Annotated in this window: 15 protein-coding genes, 1 pseudogene and 1 CRISPR repeat array; of the genes and pseudogenes, 7 read left to right on the forward strand and 9 right to left on the reverse strand. The window is 68.4% G+C overall.

All coding sequences use genetic code 11. The annotated features are described in order from the left end of the window. Positions 1 to 4 precede the first annotated feature (4 nt). Positions 5 to 2,950: a CRISPR direct-repeat array (repeat unit 28 nt; unit sequence GGACCATCCCCGCAGGCGCGGGGCCGAC). Positions 2,951 to 3,099: 149 nt separating this feature from the next. The 8 genes and pseudogenes from cas6e to ABZU75_RS13020 all read right to left on the reverse strand — a co-directional run. Beyond that, complete coding sequence (gene cas6e, locus ABZU75_RS12985; protein WP_355553022.1) at positions 3,100 to 3,765, reverse strand: type I-E CRISPR-associated protein Cas6/Cse3/CasE; 666 nt, start codon at positions 3,763 to 3,765, stop codon at positions 3,100 to 3,102. Beyond that, positions 3,762 to 4,493, reverse strand: coding sequence for a type I-E CRISPR-associated protein Cas5/CasD (gene cas5e / locus ABZU75_RS12990; RefSeq protein WP_355553025.1), 732 nt, complete (start codon positions 4,491 to 4,493; stop codon positions 3,762 to 3,764). The genes cas6e and cas5e overlap by 4 nt, the downstream gene beginning before the upstream one ends. Positions 4,494 to 4,498: 5 nt before the next feature. Further along, the gene (gene cas7e, locus ABZU75_RS12995) at positions 4,499 to 5,620 is read right to left on the reverse strand and encodes a type I-E CRISPR-associated protein Cas7/Cse4/CasC (protein WP_355553028.1); all 1,122 of its coding nucleotides are present in this window, start codon (positions 5,618 to 5,620) and stop codon (positions 4,499 to 4,501) included. Further along, the gene (gene casB, locus ABZU75_RS13000) at positions 5,617 to 6,225 is read right to left on the reverse strand and encodes a type I-E CRISPR-associated protein Cse2/CasB (RefSeq protein ID WP_355553031.1); all 609 of its coding nucleotides are present in this window, start codon (positions 6,223 to 6,225) and stop codon (positions 5,617 to 5,619) included. The genes cas7e and casB overlap by 4 nt, the downstream gene beginning before the upstream one ends. Beyond that, on the reverse strand, positions 6,218 to 8,206 hold the full coding sequence (gene casA, locus ABZU75_RS13005; protein ID WP_355553034.1) for a type I-E CRISPR-associated protein Cse1/CasA: 1,989 nt from the start codon (positions 8,204 to 8,206) through the stop codon (positions 6,218 to 6,220). The genes casB and casA overlap by 8 nt, the downstream gene beginning before the upstream one ends. An 8-nt stretch (positions 8,207 to 8,214) precedes the next feature. After that, a complete protein-coding gene (gene cas3, locus ABZU75_RS13010) occupies positions 8,215 to 10,578 on the reverse strand; it encodes a CRISPR-associated helicase Cas3' (protein WP_355553037.1) in 2,364 nt (787 codons plus the stop codon). Continuing rightward, positions 10,575 to 10,817 carry a hypothetical protein gene (locus tag ABZU75_RS13015; RefSeq protein WP_355553190.1) on the reverse strand — a complete coding sequence of 81 codons (243 nt, stop codon included), beginning with the start codon at positions 10,815 to 10,817 and terminating at the stop codon, positions 10,575 to 10,577. Before ABZU75_RS13015 ends, cas3 begins: the two co-directional genes overlap by 4 nt. 579 nt (positions 10,818 to 11,396) lie before the next feature. After that, positions 11,397 to 11,648: pseudogene (locus ABZU75_RS13020) on the reverse strand (HD domain-containing protein); the annotation flags it as partial. A 1,118-nt stretch (positions 11,649 to 12,766) separates the two neighbouring features. On the opposite strand from ABZU75_RS13020, the gene ABZU75_RS13025 reads away from it, so the two are divergent. Beyond that, positions 12,767 to 13,837: a hypothetical protein gene (locus tag ABZU75_RS13025; protein ID WP_355553040.1), complete on the forward strand. Its 1,071-nt coding sequence runs from the start codon at positions 12,767 to 12,769 to the stop codon at positions 13,835 to 13,837. 2 nt (positions 13,838 to 13,839) lie between these two features. Here ABZU75_RS13025 and ABZU75_RS13030 read toward each other — a convergent pair whose 3' ends face one another. After that, the gene (locus ABZU75_RS13030; protein WP_355553043.1) at positions 13,840 to 14,712 is read right to left on the reverse strand and encodes an SDR family oxidoreductase; all 873 of its coding nucleotides are present in this window, start codon (positions 14,710 to 14,712) and stop codon (positions 13,840 to 13,842) included. 286 nt (positions 14,713 to 14,998) lie between these two features. On the opposite strand from ABZU75_RS13030, the gene ABZU75_RS13035 reads away from it, so the two are divergent. The 6 genes from ABZU75_RS13035 to ABZU75_RS13060 all read left to right on the forward strand — a co-directional run bounded on the left by ABZU75_RS13035 (position 14,999) and on the right by ABZU75_RS13060 (position 21,765). Next, positions 14,999 to 15,466: an ATP-binding protein gene (locus ABZU75_RS13035; RefSeq protein WP_355553046.1), complete on the forward strand. Its 468-nt coding sequence runs from the start codon at positions 14,999 to 15,001 to the stop codon at positions 15,464 to 15,466. A gap of 44 nt (positions 15,467 to 15,510) precedes the next feature. Further along, complete coding sequence (locus ABZU75_RS13040) at positions 15,511 to 16,215, forward strand: HAD family hydrolase (protein WP_355553049.1); 705 nt, start codon at positions 15,511 to 15,513, stop codon at positions 16,213 to 16,215. Then, a complete protein-coding gene (locus ABZU75_RS13045) occupies positions 16,212 to 17,963 on the forward strand; it encodes a hypothetical protein (RefSeq protein WP_355553052.1) in 1,752 nt (583 codons plus the stop codon). Before ABZU75_RS13040 ends, ABZU75_RS13045 begins: the two co-directional genes overlap by 4 nt. Positions 17,964 to 18,029: 66 nt before the next feature. Beyond that, entirely contained in the window at positions 18,030 to 18,968 is a 939-nt protein-coding gene (locus ABZU75_RS13050) for a thymidylate synthase (RefSeq protein ID WP_355553056.1), read from the forward strand. A gap of 5 nt (positions 18,969 to 18,973) precedes the next feature. Beyond that, positions 18,974 to 20,698, forward strand: coding sequence for a carbamoyltransferase C-terminal domain-containing protein (locus ABZU75_RS13055; protein WP_355553059.1), 1,725 nt, complete (start codon positions 18,974 to 18,976; stop codon positions 20,696 to 20,698). After that, positions 20,683 to 21,765, forward strand: a complete 1,083-nt coding sequence (locus ABZU75_RS13060; protein WP_355553062.1) for a hypothetical protein — start codon at positions 20,683 to 20,685, stop codon at positions 21,763 to 21,765. Before ABZU75_RS13055 ends, ABZU75_RS13060 begins: the two co-directional genes overlap by 16 nt. The last annotated feature ends 23 nt before the right edge of the window (positions 21,766 to 21,788 follow it).

The raw sequence follows: 21,788 nt of genomic DNA on the forward strand, positions 1-21,788 counted from the left end.
GGCGGGACCATCCCCGCAGGCGCGGGGCCGACCCGGCAACAGCTGACGGTCGGCCGGATCGCGAGGGACCATCCCCGCAGGCGCGGGGCCGACGCCCTGGGCAGCGCCTCCCGAGCGAGGAACGGCGGACCATCCCCGCAGGCGCGGGGCCGACGTCGTTCGGGCCGCAGGCCGACAAGCCCAGAGAGGACCATCCCCGCAGGCGCGGGGCCGACGCCGTACCACCCGAGAACGCCACGCTGTAGGCGGGACCATCCCCGCAGGCGCGGGGCCGACTCGCGGCCATCGAGACAGCGAAATGGCTCGACAAGACCATCCCCGCAGGTGCGGGGCCGACCACGCCGAGCAGTCCGCGCACATCGTGCAGGCCGGACCATCCCCGCAGGCGCGGGGCCGACCGGTGATACCGGACACGGGCCACTCCTTACTGGGGACCATCCCCGCAGGCGCGGGGCCGACACCACCGACAGGATCATGTCCCGGGTGATGCGCGGACCATCCCCGCAGGCGCGGGGCCGACCGGGATCGGGTCGCGTACACGGCCGCCTCCGGCGGACCATCCCCGCAGGCGCAGGGCCGACCTCCCGAGTTGCCTACCTCGGGAGGTACCGAGGGGACCATCCCCGCAGGCGCGGGGCCGACGACGCCCTCGCCACGGGCCCCGAGTGCCGCATCGGACCATCCCCGCAGGCGCGGGGCCGACTCCCGGATCAGCTCCGGGGAGACCGGGTAGAGGGGACCATCCCCGCAGGCGCGGGGCCGACGACGGGATCGCTCCCGTTGACCGGAGCATCCGGGGACCATCCCCGCAGGCGCGGGGCCGACGCCATCGGGTACCCCCACTCGACACGGACAATGGGACCATCCCCGCAGGCGCGGGGCCGACGACGGTGACCATATGACGCACAGGCTGACCGTCGGACCATCCCCGCAGGCGCGGGGCCGACCGTCACGCGAGCGACCGAGGACGGCAGACCCATGGACCATCCCCGCAGGCGCGGGGCCGACCGGCTCCGGCAAGAGCGGTGACAAGAAGAGCGGGGACCATCCCCGCAGGCGCGGGGCCGACGACTCGCTGGTCATTGGTCGGACTGAGTGACGGGACCATCCCCGCAGGCGCGGGGCCGACGGGCCACGGCCCTGGAGACCAGTGTCGGCACGCGGACCATCCCCGCAGGCGCGGGGCCGACCGGGTGATGTCGTCGGTGATGACGGCGGAGTTGGGACCATCCCCGCAGACGCGGGGCCGACGCGGCGGCACTGGCCGGGGCGCTGGTGTGGGCGGGACCATCCCCGCAGGCGCGGGGCCGACAGTGACCTGTGGGGCCATCACCAGATCGACCGGGGACCATCCCCGCAGGCGCGGGGCCGACCCCACCCCGATACCGTCGACCTTGACGCGCACCGGACCATCCCCGCAGGCGCGGGGCCGACAGCACGGTCTCCGTCCGGGCCTGGACGCGGTACGGACCATCCCCGCAGGCGCGGGGTCGGCCTCCTTGCCGACGGCACGCAGCCGACAGACCACGGACCATCCCCGCAGGCGCGGGGCCGACGGTTGCGAGAACCCGGCCGCGTACGCGATCACGGGACCATCCCCGCAGGCGCGGGGCCGACAGCCGGGGCCGTTCATCGGGCCGATATCGATTGGGACCATCCCCGCAGGCGCGGGGCCGACGAAATCGCCCGATTGGGCCGGTTGTGCAACAGAGGACCATCCCCGCAGGCGCGGGGCCGACCACCAGGGGCGGCGCCGTCCCGACTGGCCCCAGGGACCATCCCCGCAGGCGCGGGGCCGACGGGTCGTAGCGCCCCCAGTCACTGGTGCGCAGGGGACCATCCCCGCAGGCGCGGGGCCGACCGCGGGCCTGAGCGTCAGGCCCGTCTCGGGGAGGGACCATCCCCGCAGGCGCGGGGCCGACCGATGCACCCGCAGCTGGTCGGCGGCGATCAAGGGACCATCCCGCAGGCGCGGGGCCGATGACCAGGACCAGTTCAGGGCCTTGTCCAGGTGGGGACCATAGGCGCGGGGCCGACCTGCAATCGCGGAGTCACGTGCTGATAGACCTCGGACCATCCCCGCAGGCGCGGGGCCGACCCGGCGCCGGCCCGGATGGCTGCACGGGTGCGCGGACCATCCCCGCAGGCGCGGGGCCGACGCCGGGCGGGCAGTCCACCAGGATCCACTCGTAGGACCATCCCCGCAGGCGCGGGGCCGACACCGCCCGCTCCTGCTCGCGCTCTCGCTCCAGGGGACCATCCCCGCAGGCGCGGGGCCGACGACATATTGAGTGCCGAGTACCTGGAGGAGACGGGACCATCCCCGCAGGCGCGGGGCCGACGAGCAGGCGAGTGACCAGGGCTGTGAGGACATCGGACCATCCCCGCAGGCGCGGGGCCGACGTTGTAGTGGCCGTAGTTGTAACCGAGCGCGCCGGACCATCCCCGCAGGCGCGGGGCCGACGCTACGCCCGGCGACGACAGCCTGCTGATGACGGGACCATCCCCGCAGGCGCGGGGCCGACCGGGTGGAGAACCTGAACACGGTGACGATCAACGGACCATCCCCGCAGGCGCGGGGCCGACCGCCCCACCCCTCGGAGCGCCCGATGCTTTCGCGGACCATCCCCGCAGGCGCGGGGCCGACCCATACAGGGCATCCCCGGCCAACATGTCGCCCGGACCATCCCCGCAGGCGCGGGGCCGACGGCAGGCCCGATGTGATGCGCACCGAATATGTAGGACTATCCCCGCAGGCGCGGGGCCGACTCAGAGCAACACACACTCATCTTCCGAGTGCGAGCCATCCCCGTAGGCGCGGGGCCGACGCGGCGATCTCCATGAGCATGCCGCGCGTCAGCGGACCATCCCCGCAGGCGCGGGGCCGACGCCGAGGCCAGCGTGACCGCCTATGAGGCGCGGGGACCATCCCCGCAGGCGCGGGACCGACACCGGCCCGACGGGCGCCGGCATGGGCGCGAGCGGACCATCCCCGCGGGCGTGGGGAGCACTTACGTTCTCTGTTGAGTTGTCAAGGTTCGGTGAGGTCGTCTTTATAAATGACCTGGTAGGTGGTGGTGTGTCTGGCCTTGTGGAGGGTTATCGGGTTTGTGTGGGGGCGAGGCTGAGGAGGCCGCAGCCGTAGGACTTGGCGCGTCCGATGCCGGTGGTCAGGGCGGTGGTGAAGGCGGTTGGGTCGGTGACTATGAGGTGGCCGTCGTAGCGGACGGGGGCGATGGTGATGGGGTGTGGTTGTCGTTTCTTGCCGATCAGCCGGGGGATCGTGCTCGCGGTTACATCCGGGGGGCCTTGGCGGCTGGCGGGGATGACGAAGCCGTGTTGGTCGCCTTTGCCGATGAGCCAGGCGATCTGTTCGGCATGTTGTCGCAAAGGGACGCGTTGGTGTTTTTCTGCGCCGTTTTCGACCCGGATGCAGCGGGTCGGGTTGGCCACGAGCCGGAAGGTGAAGCGTCGGCCTGCTTTGATCGCATCGAGTACGGGTTGCAGGGAGCGGACCTCGGCGCTCTTGAGGAGCAGCCCGTCGGGAAGGCGGGCCCAATCAGGGGCGGTATGGCTTTGGACGTACTGCACGATGCCGGCGGGTGCGACGGTGTCCAGGCGCCACAGAACGCCGTGGGCGCTGCGGTAGGTGGCGGTGGGTGGCAGCTCGGGGTAGGCCGACATCAGCGTTCGGTGCATGTCGTGGACGTCGGCGACATCGCGCAGGAAAGCCGGGGATTGCTGGTTGAGGGTGAGTTTGGTCAAAAACACAAGGTCTCTCCTGCGGAGATCATGTCGTCGGTCAGTGCGACCTCGCCCATGTGGACGGTGCGGGAGGCAAAGCGCCTGTTGCCGTGGGCGAAGCTGAGCGGCTGGTCGTGGCGGACCTGCGCGCCGATCCGGGTGGGCGGGCATTCCACGACGGTGCGTAAAGCGGGCCGGTTCGGCCGGTTTCTCATCCGGGCCCGGTCCTGGGGTGAGGGCTCCAGCCAGGGGTGGGTGGCCAGCACCTCTTCGGCGTTCGTGGCGGCCGGCTGCTGGGATGGGGTCAGCAGGGGGCGGGCGGGGACGTAGGCTTTTCGGCCGAACGACAGCCGCCAGTGTGGTCGTTTCACCGCCGCGGCCACCCTGTTCAGCAGGGGCCCATCGCCTTCCAAGACTGCCAGGAAGAGTGCGTCGGCCAGGTAGTAGCGTTCGCTGACGACGGTGCGGTGGCCGGTGCCGTGCGTGGTGGGGACGTTTTGGGTGGTGTGGTAGTCGCGTTCCATGCTGCCTTCGCGGTCCACCCGGATGGCCAGGCGCAGCCGGGCCAGCTCGGCCAGGGCCGCGTCGTTGTTTCGGTCGATTCCCAGCGCTGCCGCCACCAGGCCCACGACGCCTGATTTCGTTGGCTCAGCCATCGTGTCGCGGGTGATTCCGTGGGAGCGGATGCCCCATGACTGCATCGGCGCATCCAAGCACAGCGCAAGAGACATCGCGCTGGTGTTGCTCATCTGCGCTACTCCCCGACGTCGGCGAGCAGGGTGGTGGTGAAGGCCTCAAGGCTGTGCACGTTGTGCACGCCGTCGAGGTCGGGCACCTGTCCCGATACCGATGCCGCGCTCGCGCTGCGGATCTGGTCGGCGCCGAAGAAGCCGCGCAATTTGCCGAAGTGCTCGAAGAGCCGCTGGGTTGAGCCCGCCATGAGGTCATCGTCGGTGACCGGCTTGAGGAAGGCGTTGGCGAGGTTCCACGCCCCGTGATCACGCGTCACGCCCAGCAGGGTGTCGGGCATGGTGCGTGCCGCCATCGAGTTTTGTTTGCCGCTGGGGACGGCGTTGATGAAGGCCAGCAGCCAGGCGCGGGTGGCGCGCTGGACTAGATCGATGTCGCCGTGCAGGTTCGCGGTCAGCTGGGTCACATCGACGTTGGCGTAGCGGTAGTAGCAGGCGGAGTTGAAATCGATCGTGCCGAGCATGTCGGCGCCGGACTCGTCGTGGGGTTTGAGGTCGTCGACGGCGGTGTAGAAGTCGAACTCGGTGACGACGACGTGGGTGGAGATGGCGTGGGCGACCTGGGAGGCGGCCTCGACGTTGAGGTCCTTGTTGTCGGCGATCATCCGCCCGAACAGGGCGATGTCGGCGGCTCTGCCGGCGTCCAGGATGCGGCGCACCGTGGCCATGGCGGCCTTGTCGGGTTTGATCTTCGCTTGCTGGGCGGCGGTCTTGGCCGCGGCGAACGCCTCTAGGGCTTGCCATTCATCCAGGCAGTACCTGGTCAGCTGGTCGATCGATTCGCTGCCGACATACAGCAGGTACTGGGTGAGTCCCTTGCCGATATCGAGGCCGAACCCGAGTTGCTGCAGGGCGGCCATCGCCACCGCGCGGGCCTGCTCGGGGTCGTGTCTTTCCTGGACGAGGCCTTCCACGACGCCGTCGAGCAGTCGTTTGGTGCGCACCCCCACCTCGGTGGTGTCCAGGCCGTACTCGGTGAACAGCAGCCGCGCCGAGCGCTTGAGGCTTTGGCTGGAGATGCGGCCGCGCACGTGCCCGCCGAACGTGGCCGTCTTGGGCTGGCCGACATCGTCGCGGTTGAGGTTACTGACCGGGAAGGACTGAAGCAGGTGTAGTTCGATGATCACTGGGTGGTCTCCGGAAGATCGGTGGAGGGCTCGTCGGAGCTTTTGGTCGTTGGGGCTGAAACGGGCAGGTAGTACTCCTCGGCCCACCGCAGGCGTACGCTGCTGGCCCGGTCGCCGCGGTGGTCCTTGCCGAGCAGGGTGACGAGGTCGTCAAGGAGGCGCCCGTAGTGGACCGGGACCTCGTGGGCCGACAGCAGCCGGATGGTCTGGCGTAGATGGTGGGGGAGGGCTTGTTTGTCTCTGGCCAGCAGCTGGGTGAATCGCCGCTCCACCGCCGGGCTGCCCAGCTTCTTGTGCAGCCGGCCCATCGAGGCCCCCAGGGAGCGAGGCCCGGCGCCGCCGCCTTTCCAGGGCAGCGGATGCAGCGCGAACAGGCCGCCCACCAGCAGCCATACCTGTTGCTCGGCGCTGTCGTGGGGCGGCTCGTGGCCGAACACGATCGCATAGGCCTGGTACTGCCTGCCCTCGACGAAGCTGTGTCGCAGGCGCGCCAGCGAGCGGCGCGCCTGCGCGGAGCGCCTCGGGTCTCGTGAGCGCAGATCGTTGTCAAGACGGTAGAGATAGGTGACGTAGGCATCTCGCCGCATGGCGAGCGGATCAGGCATCGGTGTCCTCTGCTCCATTGCAGTAAGCGGCGAGCTGGGTGTGGAAGCTGCGTTCGGCGAGGGTGAGCCGGGTGCGAAACAGGCCGTGGTGTTTTCCCAAGGCGGCCATCGCGCGGCCCTCGGCGGGGGAGCCGGCGACCCAGCGGGCCGCGGCTGCCAGGGCCAGCTCGGTGACGTGCCGGCCCCACGCCCGAGTGGCGGGCGCTTCCGATCGGCCGGCGTTGCGGGCATCGCCCACCTCGATCAGGAACGTTCCGAACGGCTGAGACAGCCGCGGCCAGTACAGGCCGTCGATGTCGGCGGCGGAGTTGTCGCGAAACTCATGGTGGTAGCCCGATCGCAATGCGCGAAGCGCTGAGCCGGCCTCATCGGCCAGGGTGATCGCGCAGCCGATGATCGCGCCCAGGCTCTCATCACGCGCGCGAAGGAGCGCAACGGGTGCGGGAATCTCCTCCTCCAGCCAGGTCTCCACCACCGATGCCTTGGCATCGAGACGTTGCCCGAAGACGCGCAGGGTGTAGACGGTGTCGTCGGGGAGGTAGCGGCGCTCGGCCAGGTCGGCTATCTGGTCGAGCGTGCCGGGACGTTGCCGGTTCTTGCCCTCCTCCCACAGCTCGGTCAGCAGGAGTTCGACGCTGTGACGCCAGATACCCCGCAAAGGATGCAGCCGGACCCCCAGCAGGGGGGCGTCCCGCTTGAAGCGGCCTTTGGCGTCGCGGGGCTTGCGGAAGGCCGCCATCATCTCCTCATCGGCAAGACGCGCATCCAGCCGCGTTCCCGGAGTGATGACCACGCCGTCCACCAGCGTGTCCTGACCGCTCCCAGCCGCAGACAGCAGGACCCGCCGCGACGGCCAGGTCAAAAGATCGGTCCAGCCGCGCGCCGTGCGCTTGTCCGGTCTCGGTGAGGGCCCGGCCTCCTGTTCCCACACCGGCGCGTCCTGGGGGGTGGTCATGGCGGGCTTTTCGCCCTCGGGGCGGTAGATGAGGGCGTTGAGCAGCAGGGTTTCTTTGAGGGTGCTCCCTTCCACCAGCACGACGCCGAACCAGTTGCACGGCGCGCGCTCAGAAGACTTGTCCTTCTCATACGGGGTCTTCATGCCTCCCGGATCGAAGGCCTGCAGGGCGACCAGCCACCGGGCCGCCTCCGGCGCAGAGAGCGTCACCTGATCGGCGGAGGTGGTGTGGTCAAACAGCGTCACGTTGTTGCCGACCGCACGATAAGAGACGAGCTTGGCCGCGGTAGCCGGAGCCAGGGTCGCCAACTGCGCGCACTGCATGAACGGCAACCGGGGATGAAGCAGGTCGAAGCGGTGGCGGTGACGATCCAGGTAGGTTCGCAGCGCATCGGCGGGAAACTGTTCCGCCGCCCACAGCCGCCCCCAGTCGGCCTCGCTCGCCGGGCCGTAGGCGCGGTGAAAGACCGCGAGCAGGAGCCGGTGCAGCGCCGCCGTCATCGTGGGCGTCTCAGCGGCGAGGCGCCGGATCGTATGCGCTGCGGCGATGACGTCTTCGAGCCCCATGAGCCTGGCCTGGCCATCGAGCCCGACGGCGGGAATCCACGGCCGCGACAGCAGATCAAAAGACGCAGCCCCCACCTCAGCGACCGGCGGCGCCGGGGCGGGTTCTTCCAGGTGCAGGCCGCGCTGGTCGTGATAGCGCAGCATGCTCCCCCCCACGGCGCATCTGTCCTGGGCGAACAGCAACACCCGGTGCTTATGCAGCCAGGGGCAGCGGCGGAAAAGCTGCGGCACGGGCGTCGCGGCGATGGCCCGCACCACGGCGGAGGGCAACTCGCCCGGCGCGGCTAGCTGAACGGAGGCATCCAGCAAGGTCTGCAACGTGTGCGCGGGCGGAGGATCAGGAGCGGTCAGGTCGATCACGACGTCGTCGCCGCCGACCGCGATGGTGCGGCCGTCGGGGGCCACGCGAAGCAGCACAACGTCGACGAAGACGACGTCCTCGTCGTCGGGGGAATTCACGGGGTGTATCACCTGTCTCGCGTTCGGCCGGTGTGCTTGCTGTGCCTGGTCAACTCGTCCAGATGAGCTACCGCGCTGGGGTGGGGCAGATACATCAGCCGGGCGTTGCGTTCCGCCGCCTTCTGCCTGCGCTCCAGCTTTTCGGCCGCCACGCGCCAGGTCTCTTCCCACCCGGCGGGGCACGCGATTGCTTCCGGCGCCCCATAGAGCGCATCGACCAGCCCGGGCACCTCACCCGGCAGGTTCAGACTGGTTCGGTGTCGCAGTAGCGCCCAGGTGCGCAGCAGCGTCATCGGCGCGTAAACCGTCTCAAGGTAGGGCGGGAAACGCGGCCCGGTCTCGGTGTCGACCACCCCGGCGATCGCCAGGACGGGCTCACCGCGTGCGGCGTCCTGGCTGTGGCGGTGCAGTCGGCCGGCCCGCTGGATGAGCCAGTCCACCGGCGCCAGGTCGCTGAGCATGGCATCGAAGTCAAGATCCAGCCCTTGTTCCAGCACCTGGGTACTGACAACGATCGCTCCCTGCCGCGGCCGCTCCCCCCCTTCCCCGAAAGCCGCCTGAAGCTCGGCTTCGACCACGCGGCGGGCGCCGGCGGCCAACCGGCCATTGATCATGATCAGTCGTGGCCGCAGGTTTTCTGGCTGGGCGGCGATGCGCTTTTCCACCGCCGCATGGGTGGCCGCCGCCCGGCGCACCAGATTGTGCATCACCACGACTGACCTGCCACCTGCCGCCTGCCCGAGCGCCCAGTCGACCACGTCCTCATCACGGACCCGGCTCAACCGGAGCGTGCGGTCGGTGTTGAGTTTCGACACCCCCGCGGCCCTGGCCACCGGTCTGCCCGTGCCGGCCAAGGTCACCCGGGGGTAGCCGGCGCACGGCTCCACCGCGGGCGCCTCCCGCGGCAGGCAGCGCAACAACCCCGACTGCCAGGCCGCCACCAACTCCTGCCGCCGGCCAGAAGGCAGCGTCGCCGACAACATCACCACTGATGTGCCCAGCCGCCCTAGCCAGGCCAGCAGTCGGTCGAGCAACGTCGACATATAGGTGTCATAGGCGTGCACCTCGTCGATCACGACGACCTTGTTCGCCAAAGCGGCCAATCGCACGAAGTCATGACCCGATCGGATGACCGCCTTCAACGCCTGGTCGATCGTGCCGACCCCCACAGGGGCGAGCAGGTTCTTCTTGCGGGTGAACCACTCCTGGGCGCCGACATCTCCCTCCTGCTGCTCGTCGCACCCGACGCCGGTAGGCGTAGTGGCCCGTTCACTCAGATGATCTTTGGCGGTGGAGTGGATCAACCGGACCGTGACGTCATCACCCAGTTCGGCTATCAGCTCTTCCAACTCGACCAGCATCTGGTTGCTCGTCGCCTGAGTCGGCATGGCGACATAGACGCCCATCAGGCCGTTCTTGGCCATCAGGGCCGCTGCGGCCTGCAGCGCCGCCTTCGACTTGCCCTCCCCGGTGGGAGCTTCCACGATGATCAGAGTGGGTTCGTCGCGGTCCACGGTCATCTGCTCGACGAGGACCTGCACCGGCCGCGGCGGCTTTCCGGGAAACAGCTCACCGAACCGCACAGGCGGAGTCCAGGGGCGAAGTCTGAGCCTGTCCACGGCCAGGACCGCCAACTCCTCTGCCTGGTGGGCGTAGGCGGGAAGGTCACGGCCATCGGCGTAGGGGAAGTTTTCGGTGTCTGAGGCGATCCAGTCGCTGATCGTGGTCAGGGCGGCGAACCCGACCGCGGCCCCGACGCTCACGTGCACGTCCTGCCAGCTCGTTTCGCTGGGCTCAGCCAATCCGCGCACCGCCAGAACCTCGCTGACCAGGTCGTCGCGCCAGCCCCTCCAACGGTGTCCGCCGTGGTTGTTGACCTCGCGCCGCGCCTGCCTCACAGCGGCCCCGTCAGGAAAATGACCGTGATGGCCGCCCAAGGCAACGGCGAGAACCTCAGCCGTATCCGGGGACGCCCCCCACTGCAGCAGAAGGTCTTTGAGGTGCAAGGTCGTCACCAGGCCGTGCGGTGTGTCGATACGCCGCCCCAGCCCTGCCCTCTTGCGCACCGACCTCACATCGGCCGCCGCGGACGCGTCGAACCTCGCCACGGCCAACTCCACCTGCAGCCCTTGAAACGTGGGACTGTACTTCCCGAGATCATGAAGACCGCACAGGGTCGCGATCCACCTCTCGGCCTGCCCGAGCGGCTCGAACGCCGCACGCAACTCCTCCCGGCACCGCGGCCCGAGCAGAAGCTCCATCAGCTGCTCAGCTACTGCAGCCGTATCAAGGACATGCCCCGCGAGAGGGTGACACTGACCCTCCTTATCCGCCTTGGCCCAAGCGGCCCACAGGGCCGCATCGGCGCTCATCGGATGATGCGGTGGAGCAGATCGAAGGTCTTCAGGAACTGGATGCCGGCTGCTGCGAGTGCGGCCAAGAGCGGTACGAGGGGGCCGCTCGTACCACCGAGCACACGATCAACCACAGCCCAGACGGGCGCAGCGGTACAAAAAGCAAGAGCAGTCGCGGCGCACACGATGGCCGGCATGCGTACGTCTACCCGGCCGTCAGAGCTCGGCCCTTTCACTTTCTCGAACTCGTCTAGCATGGACAAGCTTCCTCCTATGTCTAATGGGGTGCGGAAGCAGAGTGGCCTCCGTTGCACCGGGGGCCACTCGTCATTTCGGCGCACGTCGAGATCACGCAACGCCATCTCGACGTAAGAAAACCTGTGGACTGCATCCCCGTAGACACGGGGAGTCCTGTCGGTGAGCCCGCTTACGAGGGGGCATCTCCACGGTCGGAGATCAAGGCTCAGCGCCTGCCCTGCAGCCGCCAAGGGCTGATCGTAATGCTCTGGGCAAGATTTTTTCCGCGCTTTCAAAAACAAGAATGAGCTCGTATTGAAGAGGTGGGTGCTACCGCTTACGACTTGTCTTCGAGTGAGCAGGGACCAAAGGAATCTCCCAGCGACACCTGCCCGGCTAGCTCCTGCGGAGCCAGCCGGCGATCCGGCATTTTCCGGAATGCTGATATGCCTAGTCTGGCCGCGTGTATGACGTCGGTCAGCGACTCCACTTGGCAGGCGAACGCCGACGTGGTCTTCCCGACATCGTGAGGAACCCGCCAACTGCCGCCCATCAGCGGCGCCCGCGGGAAGCGCCTCGGCGATCAGCCGCCTCACCTGCGCCGGAAGCCAGCGATCCCCCAACAGTCCGGCTACCGCACCGCTGTCGGCCAGGTGCCGCCACGACGGCAACCACCCATCACCATCACGGTCGTGCTTGGACCAGACCGTACACGCCGCATCCGAAAGCCCGTCGAAACGGCCAGCCGGCGGCTCCCCATCGAGCATGTGGCTATTTAAGCCGTCACCACCGACAAAAATCCACGAACCACAAATTCTCCCTCCTTTGCACCAAAAGAGCGAAACGCCCATATTTGTTAAATAAATCCTTTTGGTGTTGCTGTGTCCGTAAGTGCTGACATTCGGGAGGTCTTGACCAGCCGAGCGGCTACGCTTGCTCACTACAGAACCTCCAGGCGCTACGGCCTATCCATAGGTCACCGATCGCACCTCTTGAGATGCTTGACAACTTGATCGAAAAATCGGAAATACGCAAAATGTCGCGTTCTTTGAAAGTGCTCGAGATCCACACGCGCCGCCGATAACCCTGCAGGTCAGCGAGTGTGGTCGGCCCCGCGCCTGCAGGGATGGCCCATATAGGAGTCCGGTCGGTCGGCCCCGCACCTGCGGGGATGATCTCGAAGGCGAAGACTGAAACGCCTTGCTGTCGGCTGGCTCCGCACCCGTGGGAATGGTTCTCGCTGAACTGTGATCTTGACCTGTGTTGACGACATACTTCGACTGTCCGACGTCGGCAAGGATCAGGGGCCAGTGCGCGTCCTCAAGCTTCAACTGCTGCTTGAGTCCTCGTCTCTCTAACTCCACACCCCTTCACATGCCAGGAGCATTGCGACAAATGCTGGAATCTGCCTGACGGCAGGAGGCCAGAACCAGAATTCAGCCGACGTTGACACCGAGACGCAACGTGGACGTGCCCGGCCGTTCGTGCTGCACAACCGCCTGGCGCTATGTGTGTGAATCGGTCGACATGCCCCGGGCCGTACACGGCCTGACCGCTACTTGGACAAAGGTTGGCCGGTTGTACGAAGGGTTGTATTCGATAGCAAGGTCGGTCCGGATGCTGGGACAGGCACCCTTTCGGGAGGCATCATCAATGCATGGGCGGTGACAGAGCACTCCTGGGCGGCAACACGACGCTGGCTGCGATGCTCTCCGAGGCGGGGTGCTCCCACGGTGCGCTCGCGCGTCGGGTGAACGAGCTGGCGGGACACCAGGGAGTGGTGACGCGCTACGACAAGGCATCTGTCACTCGCTGGTTACAGGGGATGCATCCACGGGGCCATGTCCCGGAGTTCATAGCCGCTGCGCTGGCCGAACGCCTCGGACGCGCTCTCAGTCCGGTCGACATCGGTTTTCTGGCGGAGCCTCAGCGTCCCGTCGTGGCCCGTTCGCTCGCCTATGGTGAAGATGTGGGTGAAACTCTGCACACGCTTGCCGAACTCGGCTCCACCGATATCTCCCGCCGCGCGCTGCTGGGCAGTGTGCCCTTCATCGCCACGGCCTTGATGGACCCTCAGCGCCGCTGGCTGCTCTGGCTTCTCGAAGATGACCAGGCCACACATCTGGCCGCCGTCGCGAACAGTGGCCCCGCTGAGCGTGTCTACGCGATGATCGCGATGTTCGACGAGATGGACAACCGCTTCGGCGGCGGACAGGTGCGCTCCAGTGTCGTGCACTACCTCACCGCCGAGGTCGTCCCCATGCTCCAGCGGTCCGGGGCACCCGAGTGCCAGCGCGGCCGGCTGTTCACCGCGGCGGCGAAGCTGGCCGCGATGGCGGGCTGGAGCTCCTATGACTCGGCCGAGTACGGCCTGGCCGAGCGCTACATGATCCAGGCGCTACGGCTCTGTGCCGAAGGCGGGGACCGGGTGCTGGGCGGGCAGATCCTGGCTGGCCTGTCCCATCTGGCCACCAGCCTCGGCCGTCCCGACGAGGGAGTCGCCCTCGCGCGTAGCGGACTGGCCACAGCCAAGAATGCGGGAAGCCCACTCGGGCTGATGCGGCTGCACGCCATGGCGGCTCGCGGGCACGCCGCCCTCAAGCACTCGGCGCAGGCCGCTGCCTCGTTGAAGGCCGCCGACGCCGCCCTGGACGCCAGCGACGGTCCTTCGGAGGAGTCGCCCTGGGTCCGCTACCTCGACCACCACTACCTGGAGGCCGAGGCCGCGCACTGCTTCCGTGACCTGGGCGATGCCCGCCGCGCCGAACACCTCGCCGACGACTCGGTACGCGCCAACGCCGACCGGCGTCGACGCCAGGCCATCAGCCAGTCCGTCCTGGCCACCGCGCATCTACAGCAGCGGCGCCTGGACGAGGCCATCGATGCGGCCAGCACCGCCCTGAACCTATTGGGCACGGTCCACTCCGAACGGTCGGTGCAGGCCCTGCGCGACTTCCGCACCAGGCTGGAGCCGCACCACGCGGAGCCGCTGGTGCGCCGGTTCGAACGGCAGGCCCGGCCCGTGCTCGGTGCGGCCTGAGGTCAGTAACCGTCCGGGGTCGGCGCGTTCTGCGCCCGGTCCACCGGGATGTTCGCCCCTGATATGCCGCTCGCCGCGTCGGAGAGCAGGAAGGCGATCACCGCCGCGACCTCGGCCGGATCCACCAGTTGCCCGGAGGGGAACTCGCGGGTGAACGCGGCGAACCGTTCGGGATGCTGGGTGCGCATCCGATCCCACCGCTTGCCCGGGATGAGCATGGAGCCTGGAGAGACGGCGTTGACCCGGATTCCATCCGCTCCGAGCTCCCGGGCCAACGAGGTGGCCAGGTGGATCTGCGCGGCCTTGGCCGCGCCGTACTGGGACTGAGGTCCGGGTTTCCAGCCGGAGATCGACGAGACGATCACGACGGATCCACCACCCGCCGCACGGAGATGCGGGGCGGCGGCCGAGATGAGCCGGGCCGCGTGCCCGACGTTCAGCTCCCACGTCGCCGTCCAGTCCTGTGACGTCGCCGAGCCCAGCGCTCCGCCTCTCGCCCCACCGGCACACGCCACGACACCGTCCAGCCTGCCGAATCGAGAAGCCGCTTCGGCAACGAACTCCTCCAGCAGTTCCGGGGCGGTCACGTCCAGGGACTTGGTGAACAGCGCGTTCTCACCGTGACCCCCCAGGGATTCAGCCATCTGACGGAGGTGCTCCTCGCTGCGGGCGCATGCCGCCACTGAGCAGCCTTCGAGCACGAGACGCCGCACGATCTGCTCGCCCAGCCCGCGTGATCCGCCCGTGACGACAACACGCTTCCCGGTCAATGTGAATCCGGCGATTCCTGCCGGGTCGGCATGACTGCCGTCCATGTCGTGTCCCCTCCCTGTGCCAACACTCCACGATCTTGCCGAATGGTTCCTGGTGAGCATGCAGCAGCACCTCGCGTGAGGCGTACAACCTGCGTGCACCCCGGCGTGCCCGCAAACACCATCGATGCATCCTTCCGGAACGGCCGCCAGAGGGGTTGCCTGAGCACGGCGCCCTACCGCTTCGAACGGTGACGGTCGCTGAGCACAGAGTGTCCCCCGTCTGGTCTCCAGAAAGGAATCCGACTATGGCCGTCGATGGCATCTCCAGCACCTCGCGCCCGCAGCGCTCTTGCTACGCGAAAAGACGGAACGACGCATCCGGAGCGGTCGGCTGGAAGCAGCCGTGATGAGCGCCGCCGACGTGGAACTTCCAGTCGTGACACTTCACGCCCAGCTGAAGATGGCCGTCGATCCGCTCGCCCCGAAGAGGGCGCGCGTCTTCACCGCCGACATCCTGCGCGCGTGGGGAGAGCAGGATCTCATCGATGACGCCGTCCTGATCGTCAGCGAACTGGTCACCAATTCCTTCCGTCACGGTCGAAGCCAGAGGCTGGAAGATCTCACCGTTCTCATGGGTCAGAGCACTGAGAGCGTCACCTTGCTCCTGGAACTGCGGCCGGACGCCGTGGGCATCCATCTCCAGGACGGCTCGCCGAGCCTGCCCGTGCCCCGAATCGCTCTTGACGATCAGGAGAACGGCCGTGGGCTGCAGATCATCACGGCTCTCGCTCAGTCATGGACCGCCGCTCCCGTCGTCGCAAACGGAAAGCAGATCACCACCTTCCTGCGCCGCGGCAGTACGTCCTCCGCGTGACCTGTGACATCCCCTGATCCATCTCAGCAAGGAGAACCGCGACCGTGATCTCCCCATCTGCTGGCTCCCACGATGAATCGCCTGCCCTCGAGCCCCGCAGAGCGCTGCTGCTCGATCTGGATGGCGTCCTGTTCGACACCCGCGTCGTGATGTGCAGGGCCTGGCAGCTCGTTCAGGAACGTCACAACGTGGACGTCCCCTTCGAGGATTATCTACGCCACATCGGCCGTCCCTTCCCCGACATCATGCGGCAGCTTGGCCTGCGCGAGGCCGAGCTGTTGCACGCCACCTACGACGAGGCGTCCGTCACGTGGGCCGACCTCGCCCCGCCGTTTCCCGGAATCGAGGCGGCGTTGCGTGCCTTCGCCGGGGACGGCTGGTCGCTTGGGGTGGTGACCGCCAAGCCGCTCAACCGGGCGGCACCGCTCCTGGAACGCCTGGGCTGTCCGTTCGGCACAGTGCGTACTCCCGGCAGCGAGCGCGGTAAACCCGCCCCCGATGCCCTGCTGCTGGCCCTGGTCGAGCTCGGGGTGGATCCGGCACAAGCCGTCTACCTCGGGGACATGGCGGTAGACCAGGAGGCCGCCTTGCGCGCAGGCGTGCGGTATATCCACGCCGGATGGGGATACGGGGCTCCCACCACACCGTCTCCCGTGGTCGTGGAGACTCCCGCCCGCCTCGTCCAGATCGGGCGGAACCTACAGGCTCCCGCGGCGTCCTCACCGGTTCCCTTGAGGAGCCCCAGATGACCACTGCCGACGACCTCACGCTGATCTTCTCAGGGCGGCCGTCAGCCACGCCGAGCTGGGACCTGATGCGCACCGCGAGCCTCACGCCCTCAGCAGCGGGACCGCGCATCCGCGTGGAGGAACTCGACGTGGACGAGATCGATCCCGACGAGATCAAGCGGCATGTCGAGCACGTGATGGACGAGCTCGGATCGTTCGCCTCGGAACTCGCCGCGACACCGGGAGGCGCCTCGTGGCTGCACGTCCACCAGGTGCCGGTACGGCGGCTGGTCTCCCAGGTCGTGCGTAAACTGCTCGCCCTGTCGGCCTGGCCGCCGTTCGCGGGCGCCCCCGGTCCCATCGCCGTCCCGCCCGGACAGACGCTGATCGGCGAGCGCGACAGCAGCTCCCAGGAGTACCGCTCCTACACGGTCACCTGGCCGGGAATCGCCTACCTCCTCGGTGCAGAGGTCTCCGCCACGCCGACGCCGCCACCCCGCTCCTTCGCCAGTGCAGAGATCCGGGACATCCACGTCTCCCCGACGGCGGCGGTGGTGGCCGTGTCGTGGTCGTCGCGCCACGCCGGGACGCTGCTCCCGGTCCTGGCGGAGGTAAGCCGCCATGGACAGCGGAGCCTGCTGCTGGATCTGGCCACCGACCCTGCACAACGGTGCCCGAAGGTCGATGATCCGCTGATCACGGTCCACCGGATTCCCCGCGGCCGACTGCTCGCCCCCGGAGGGCTTCTTGCAACCACCCTCCATGCCATGCGGCAGCCGGGCGACGGCCAATCCGTGCTGATCGGAGCGCATCGGATCCTCCTCGGCCGGCTGGCTGGCCTCGCGGCCCGGCTGCTGGAATACAGCGCGGGATGCACTCAGCTGTCTTGGTGCGCCACCGTGAACACCGAAGCATGGCTGGACGGTGTTCTCGCCGCCACCCGGCCCGCGACGATGCTGGTCAGCAATGACACGAGCCCTCTTGGTGCGCTCGCCGTACATACCGCCGACCGGATCGGCGTGCGGACCGTCTACGTGCAGCACGGAGCGTGGATTCCCGGATCGGTGGCCTGGCCCGCCCTGCACTGCCGTCACATCGTCGTCATGGGTGAGCGGGACGCCACGTCGGCCGCCGGGTGGGTACGGCGTGACGACGCCGAGATCCACGTACTGGGCCAGCCACGTTTTGACGCACTCGCCTCGGTGGATCGCCCACGTCAGCGCCGCTACCTGGAGAGCCTGCTCACTTCGGAAGGCGGCCGACCACCGGAACGGATCGTGCTCTGGGCCTGCCAGCCGTTCTCCCGCAGCAGTCTGCGCGCCCAGGCGGAGATCCTCCTACGTGGAATGCAGGCAGCGGAGGGCAGCTGGAAACTGGTCATCACTCCTCATCCTGCGCAGGACCCGCACGTGTTCGAGGCTCTTTCCGGGTTGAAAGTGGCCGTCGCCGATCCGGCGACAGGGGCACGCGGCTGCCTGGCCGGCTCCGACGCCATCGTGACGGTCTCCTCCACCTGTGGCATCGAAGCGATGCTGCTGGACGTTCCGGTGCTCGAACTCCGCCTGCCCGGCGAGCAAACCCTCGGTCTGGCCGAACATCAGGCGGCGCGTGCCTGCGCGGATGCGGCCGATGTCGCCGCGGCCCTGTCTCACCTGGCCGCATCCCCTCATCAGACACCCGTCCCCGGCAGGGCGAAGAACGCCGTGTGCCGCTGGGACGGTGCGACCGCTGCCGCCGTCGCGAAACTCGTCCTCGGCCCGTCGAGCTGACCTCGTACGGCCCGCATTTCTCGACAACAATGCCCCGCTGATGGCGGGCCAGGAAGGAAAACCCTGATGATGACCTTGACGGCCGACAGCGTCGCCGGGCTGTTCGGCGGGACGGTAGCTCTGGCCATGAACGGCGGGCGGACCGTCAGCCCGCGAGGCATGGCCACGCGAGAGGTTCTGGACGTGAACCTCAGGCTGACCCGGCCACGGGCCAGACTGCTGTTCGCCCCGCCGGCCCGCATCCTCAACCCGGCCTTCGCCATCGCCGAGACCGTGTGGATCCTGTCCGGCTCTGACGACCCATGGATCTTCGATTTCAATGGACGGCTCCGCCAGTTCGCCGACGGGGGAGTCCTGCGCGGCGCCTATGGCCCGCGGATGCGCCGCTGGGGTGGGCGGATCGACCAGTTGGCACGGGTCATCGAGACCCTAAAAGCCGATCCGGACTCCCGCCGCGCGGTGGTTCAGCTGTACGACCCCACTCAGGACACCGCGGGGCATCGGGACGTCCCGTGCACCCTCGGCTTCCGCTTCCACCTGCGGCAGGGACGGCTGCACATGTCCACCACCATGCGCGGCCAGGACGTGTGGGTGGGCCTGCCGTATGACCTGTTCTTCACTACCACCCTGCACGAGCTGATGGCCGGATGGGTGGAGGCAGAGCTCGGCGACTACCACCACCACGTCGACTCCCTGCACATCTACGAACGCGACATCGACCAGGCCGCCACGCTGAGGGCGATCCCCGAGACGCCGGAACTCCCCGCGATGACCACACCGTGGCATGGCTTCGACGCGCTCCTGGTGCGGACCCAGGCGGGCGAGCTGACCGGCCATCCCGGCTGGGACACCGCGGCTGAGGTGCTCCACAGCTACCGGCTATGGAAGAGCGGCGACCGCGTCGGCGCCCAGCATCTCGCCGACCAGGCGCGCGGGCCGCTGGGGGAGGCGTTGCGTGCCTGGTACGAGGAACTGAGGTCGCGCGCGACGGCGGAGACCCGGTGAGCCCGATGACGACACCCCCCTTCCCGGTCGTGCTGGGCCTGTGCTCCTACACCCACGACTCCGCCGCGGCGCTGCTGGTGAACGGCAAGCTGGTCGGGTTCGTCGAGGAGGAACGCCTGTCGCAGATCAAGCACACCAGGGACTACCCCCACCATGCCGTCCGGTGGCTGCTGCGGGAGGCCGGCATCACCGCCGCCGACGTGGACGCGATCGCCTACAACTTCTGCGGTCCCCGCTACCTGGACGCCGTCCCCGACGCGGCTCGCCTGTTGCGCTCGGCCGAGACGCGGGGACGGGCGCTGCCCCGGGCGGCCGGATTCGCCAAGGTCGCCCTACGTACGGCCCGCCGTGTCCAAGTCTTGGGCCGGATGTTCCCAGGCGCGCGAGTACGGCCGGTCCTGCACCATCGGACCCACCAGATGTACGCCTTCGCCGCCTCCGGCTGGGACGCGGCCGCCGTGCTTGTCGTGGACAGCCTGGGCGAGACGCAGACAACCACAGTCGCCGTCGCCCGCCAGCGCACCCCCGGCCAGCCCGAGATCCGCGCTCTGCATGCCCTGCACGATCCCGCCTCGCTCGGCTACGCCTACGGCGCGGTCACCGAACACCTGGGCTGGCGGCGTGGAGACGAGGAGGGCACCGTGATGGCGCTGGCCGCCCTCGGCGATCCGGCGCGTTTCCGCGAGCTCTTCACCCGGGCCATCTGCCTTACCTCGGACGGTTTCACCCTGGACCCGAGGCTCTTCCCGATCCGGGTCCTGTCCTCCGGTTACCCTCGTCTGTCGCCCCGTTTCGTCGCCGAGACCTGCCCTTCCCGTCACCCGCACGCCCCCGTTGAGCAGGTTCACCGGGACCTGGCCGCCGCGCTGCAGGAACGCACTGATGTGGTCATGCTGCACCTGGCCCGCCGCGCCCGGGCTCTGACCAGATCACGCCGCCTGTGTGTCGGCGGAGGAGTGGCGGCCAACTGCGTCAGTATCGGCCGGATCATCGATGCCGGGATCTTCGAGGAGGTTTTCGTCCCGCCGGCTCCGGGGGATGCGGGAACCGCCATCGGAGCGGCTGCGGCCGTCCATCTCGATGCGGGTGGCCGACCGCTGTCCGGCATCGCCGGAGCTTGCTACCTGGGCCCGGCCTTCGCCGAACCGGAACTCGACCTGTCGCCATGGCCCACCCTCGCGCTGAAACACATGCAGGGTGACCCGGCCGAACATCTGGCCGAGCAGCTTGCGAGCGGACGCATCGTCGGGCTGTTCCAGGGGCGGATCGAAGCGGGCCCTCGGGCACTGGGCAACCGCTCCATCCTGGCCTCCCCTCTGAGCGAAGGCGTGGTCGAGCGGCTGAACGCCACAGTGAAGTTCCGCGAGCCGTTCCGGCCGTTCGCCCCGATGATCCTCGCCGACCATGCGGCCGACTACTTCACCCTCGGCCAGGACGCCCCGTTCATGTCCATGGCCTCCGGCGTCACCGATCTCGCCCGTACCCGGATCCCGGCGATCGTCCATGCCAACGGGACCGCACGGCTCCAGACCGTCACCAAAGATCAGAACCCCTTCATGCACGCCGTACTGGAGGCATTCGCCCGCCGGACCGGCGTCCCCGTCCTGATCAACACCTCCCTCAACGTCAAGGGCAAGCCCATCTGCGGAACGCCGCGGATGGCTCTGGACTGCCTGGCCGTCTCCGGGCTGGACGCGCTGCTCCTGGAAGGCAGGTGGGTGACGAAGTGATCATCGGATACAGCTTCTGGGGCTTCCTCGGCCCCGGGATCACCGACACTCCCGACGGAGGACGCAGCCACCGCCGTCCCCTGGTCGACGCGCTGATCGGGCGGGGCCACCGGCTGGTCTTCCTCCAGGCCGACCGCGACCGGCTGGAGGCCGGTGACGACCTCGGCGGTCGCTACGCCTTCGAGCGAGGTCTCCCCGAGATCGACGTGCTGTTCCTGGAATGGCGTTGGATCATCCCCGGCCGCAACACCACTTCGTGCGGGACTCCCGAACATACCTGCGACCTGCACCGGCAGCACGAACTCCTGGATCACTACACCGTTGTCCGGAGCACCCCGACGGTGATCTGGGACAAGGACCGGCAGCTGCCCGCCGGTAGCCCGTGGCGCCACCGGCCCGGCGTGATCGTGTGCGAGGCCGCTCTCGCGCCGACCGCCGGAGCGCACAGCCTGCTGTTCCCTGTCGATGACGCGTTGTTGGACAGCGCCGATCCGCGTGCCCTGGCGGCTGCTTCTCGGCCGATCACCCTGGGCTACGTGGGCAACCAGTACGACAGGGACGAGGAGTTCGACACCTACCTGGCGTCCGCCGCCGAACGCTTCCCGCACCGGGTCGCCGGCAAGTGGCCCGACACCGGCCGCTGGCCGTACGTGATCTTCCTCGGGAGGATTCCCTTTCCTCAGGTGCACGAGCTGTACGGCGGCGCGCTGGCGACCGTGCTACTCCTGCCCCAGAGATACGCGGCGGCCGGTCAGGTGACCCAGCGCATCTTCGAGGCGGTCTTGGCCGGATGCCTGCCACTCGCCCCTGCGGACATCTGGCACGTCGAACGGTTCGTCCCTCCCTGGCTGATCGTCCGCGACGGGACCGATGTCATCGGCAAGCTGGCCCGCCTACGTGCCATCGCGGGCAGCCGAGAGCACATGCGGCTGATCGCCGAATGCCTGCACCACCTGGAACTGTTCCGGCTGAGCACCCAGATCCGGGCCCTCGAAGCGGTGCTGGCCGACCTCGCCGGACCGCGGGCCCGTATCGAGGCGGTCAGTTCAGGAAGGGAAGTCAGATGATCCCTTCGCTTGCCTCGGGCAGT

Source organism: Streptosporangium sp. NPDC005286 (assembly GCF_040607515.1).
Classification (GTDB): Bacteria; Actinomycetota; Actinomycetes; order Streptosporangiales; family Streptosporangiaceae; genus Streptosporangium.

What these genes read in the sequence shown, in the direction of transcription:
- cas5e (WP_355553025.1), bottom strand. Translation starts at nt 4,493, where the DNA reads ATGAGCAACACCAGCGCGATGTCTCTTGCGCTGTGCTTGGATGCGCCG.
- casB (WP_355553031.1), bottom strand. Translation starts at nt 6,225, where the DNA reads ATGCCTGATCCGCTCGCCATGCGGCGAGATGCCTACGTCACCTATCTC.
- cas3 (WP_355553037.1), bottom strand. Translation starts at nt 10,578, where the DNA reads ATGAGCGCCGATGCGGCCCTGTGGGCCGCTTGGGCCAAGGCGGATAAG.
- ABZU75_RS13015 (WP_355553190.1), bottom strand. Translation starts at nt 10,817, where the DNA reads ATGCTAGACGAGTTCGAGAAAGTGAAAGGGCCGAGCTCTGACGGCCGG.
- ABZU75_RS13030 (WP_355553043.1), bottom strand. Translation starts at nt 14,712, where the DNA reads ATGCTCACCAGGAACCATTCGGCAAGATCGTGGAGTGTTGGCACAGGG.
- ABZU75_RS13035 (WP_355553046.1), top strand. Translation starts at nt 14,999, where the DNA reads ATGAGCGCCGCCGACGTGGAACTTCCAGTCGTGACACTTCACGCCCAG.
- ABZU75_RS13045 (WP_355553052.1), top strand. Translation starts at nt 16,212, where the DNA reads ATGACCACTGCCGACGACCTCACGCTGATCTTCTCAGGGCGGCCGTCA.
- ABZU75_RS13050 (WP_355553056.1), top strand. Translation starts at nt 18,030, where the DNA reads ATGATGACCTTGACGGCCGACAGCGTCGCCGGGCTGTTCGGCGGGACG.
- ABZU75_RS13055 (WP_355553059.1), top strand. Translation starts at nt 18,974, where the DNA reads ATGACGACACCCCCCTTCCCGGTCGTGCTGGGCCTGTGCTCCTACACC.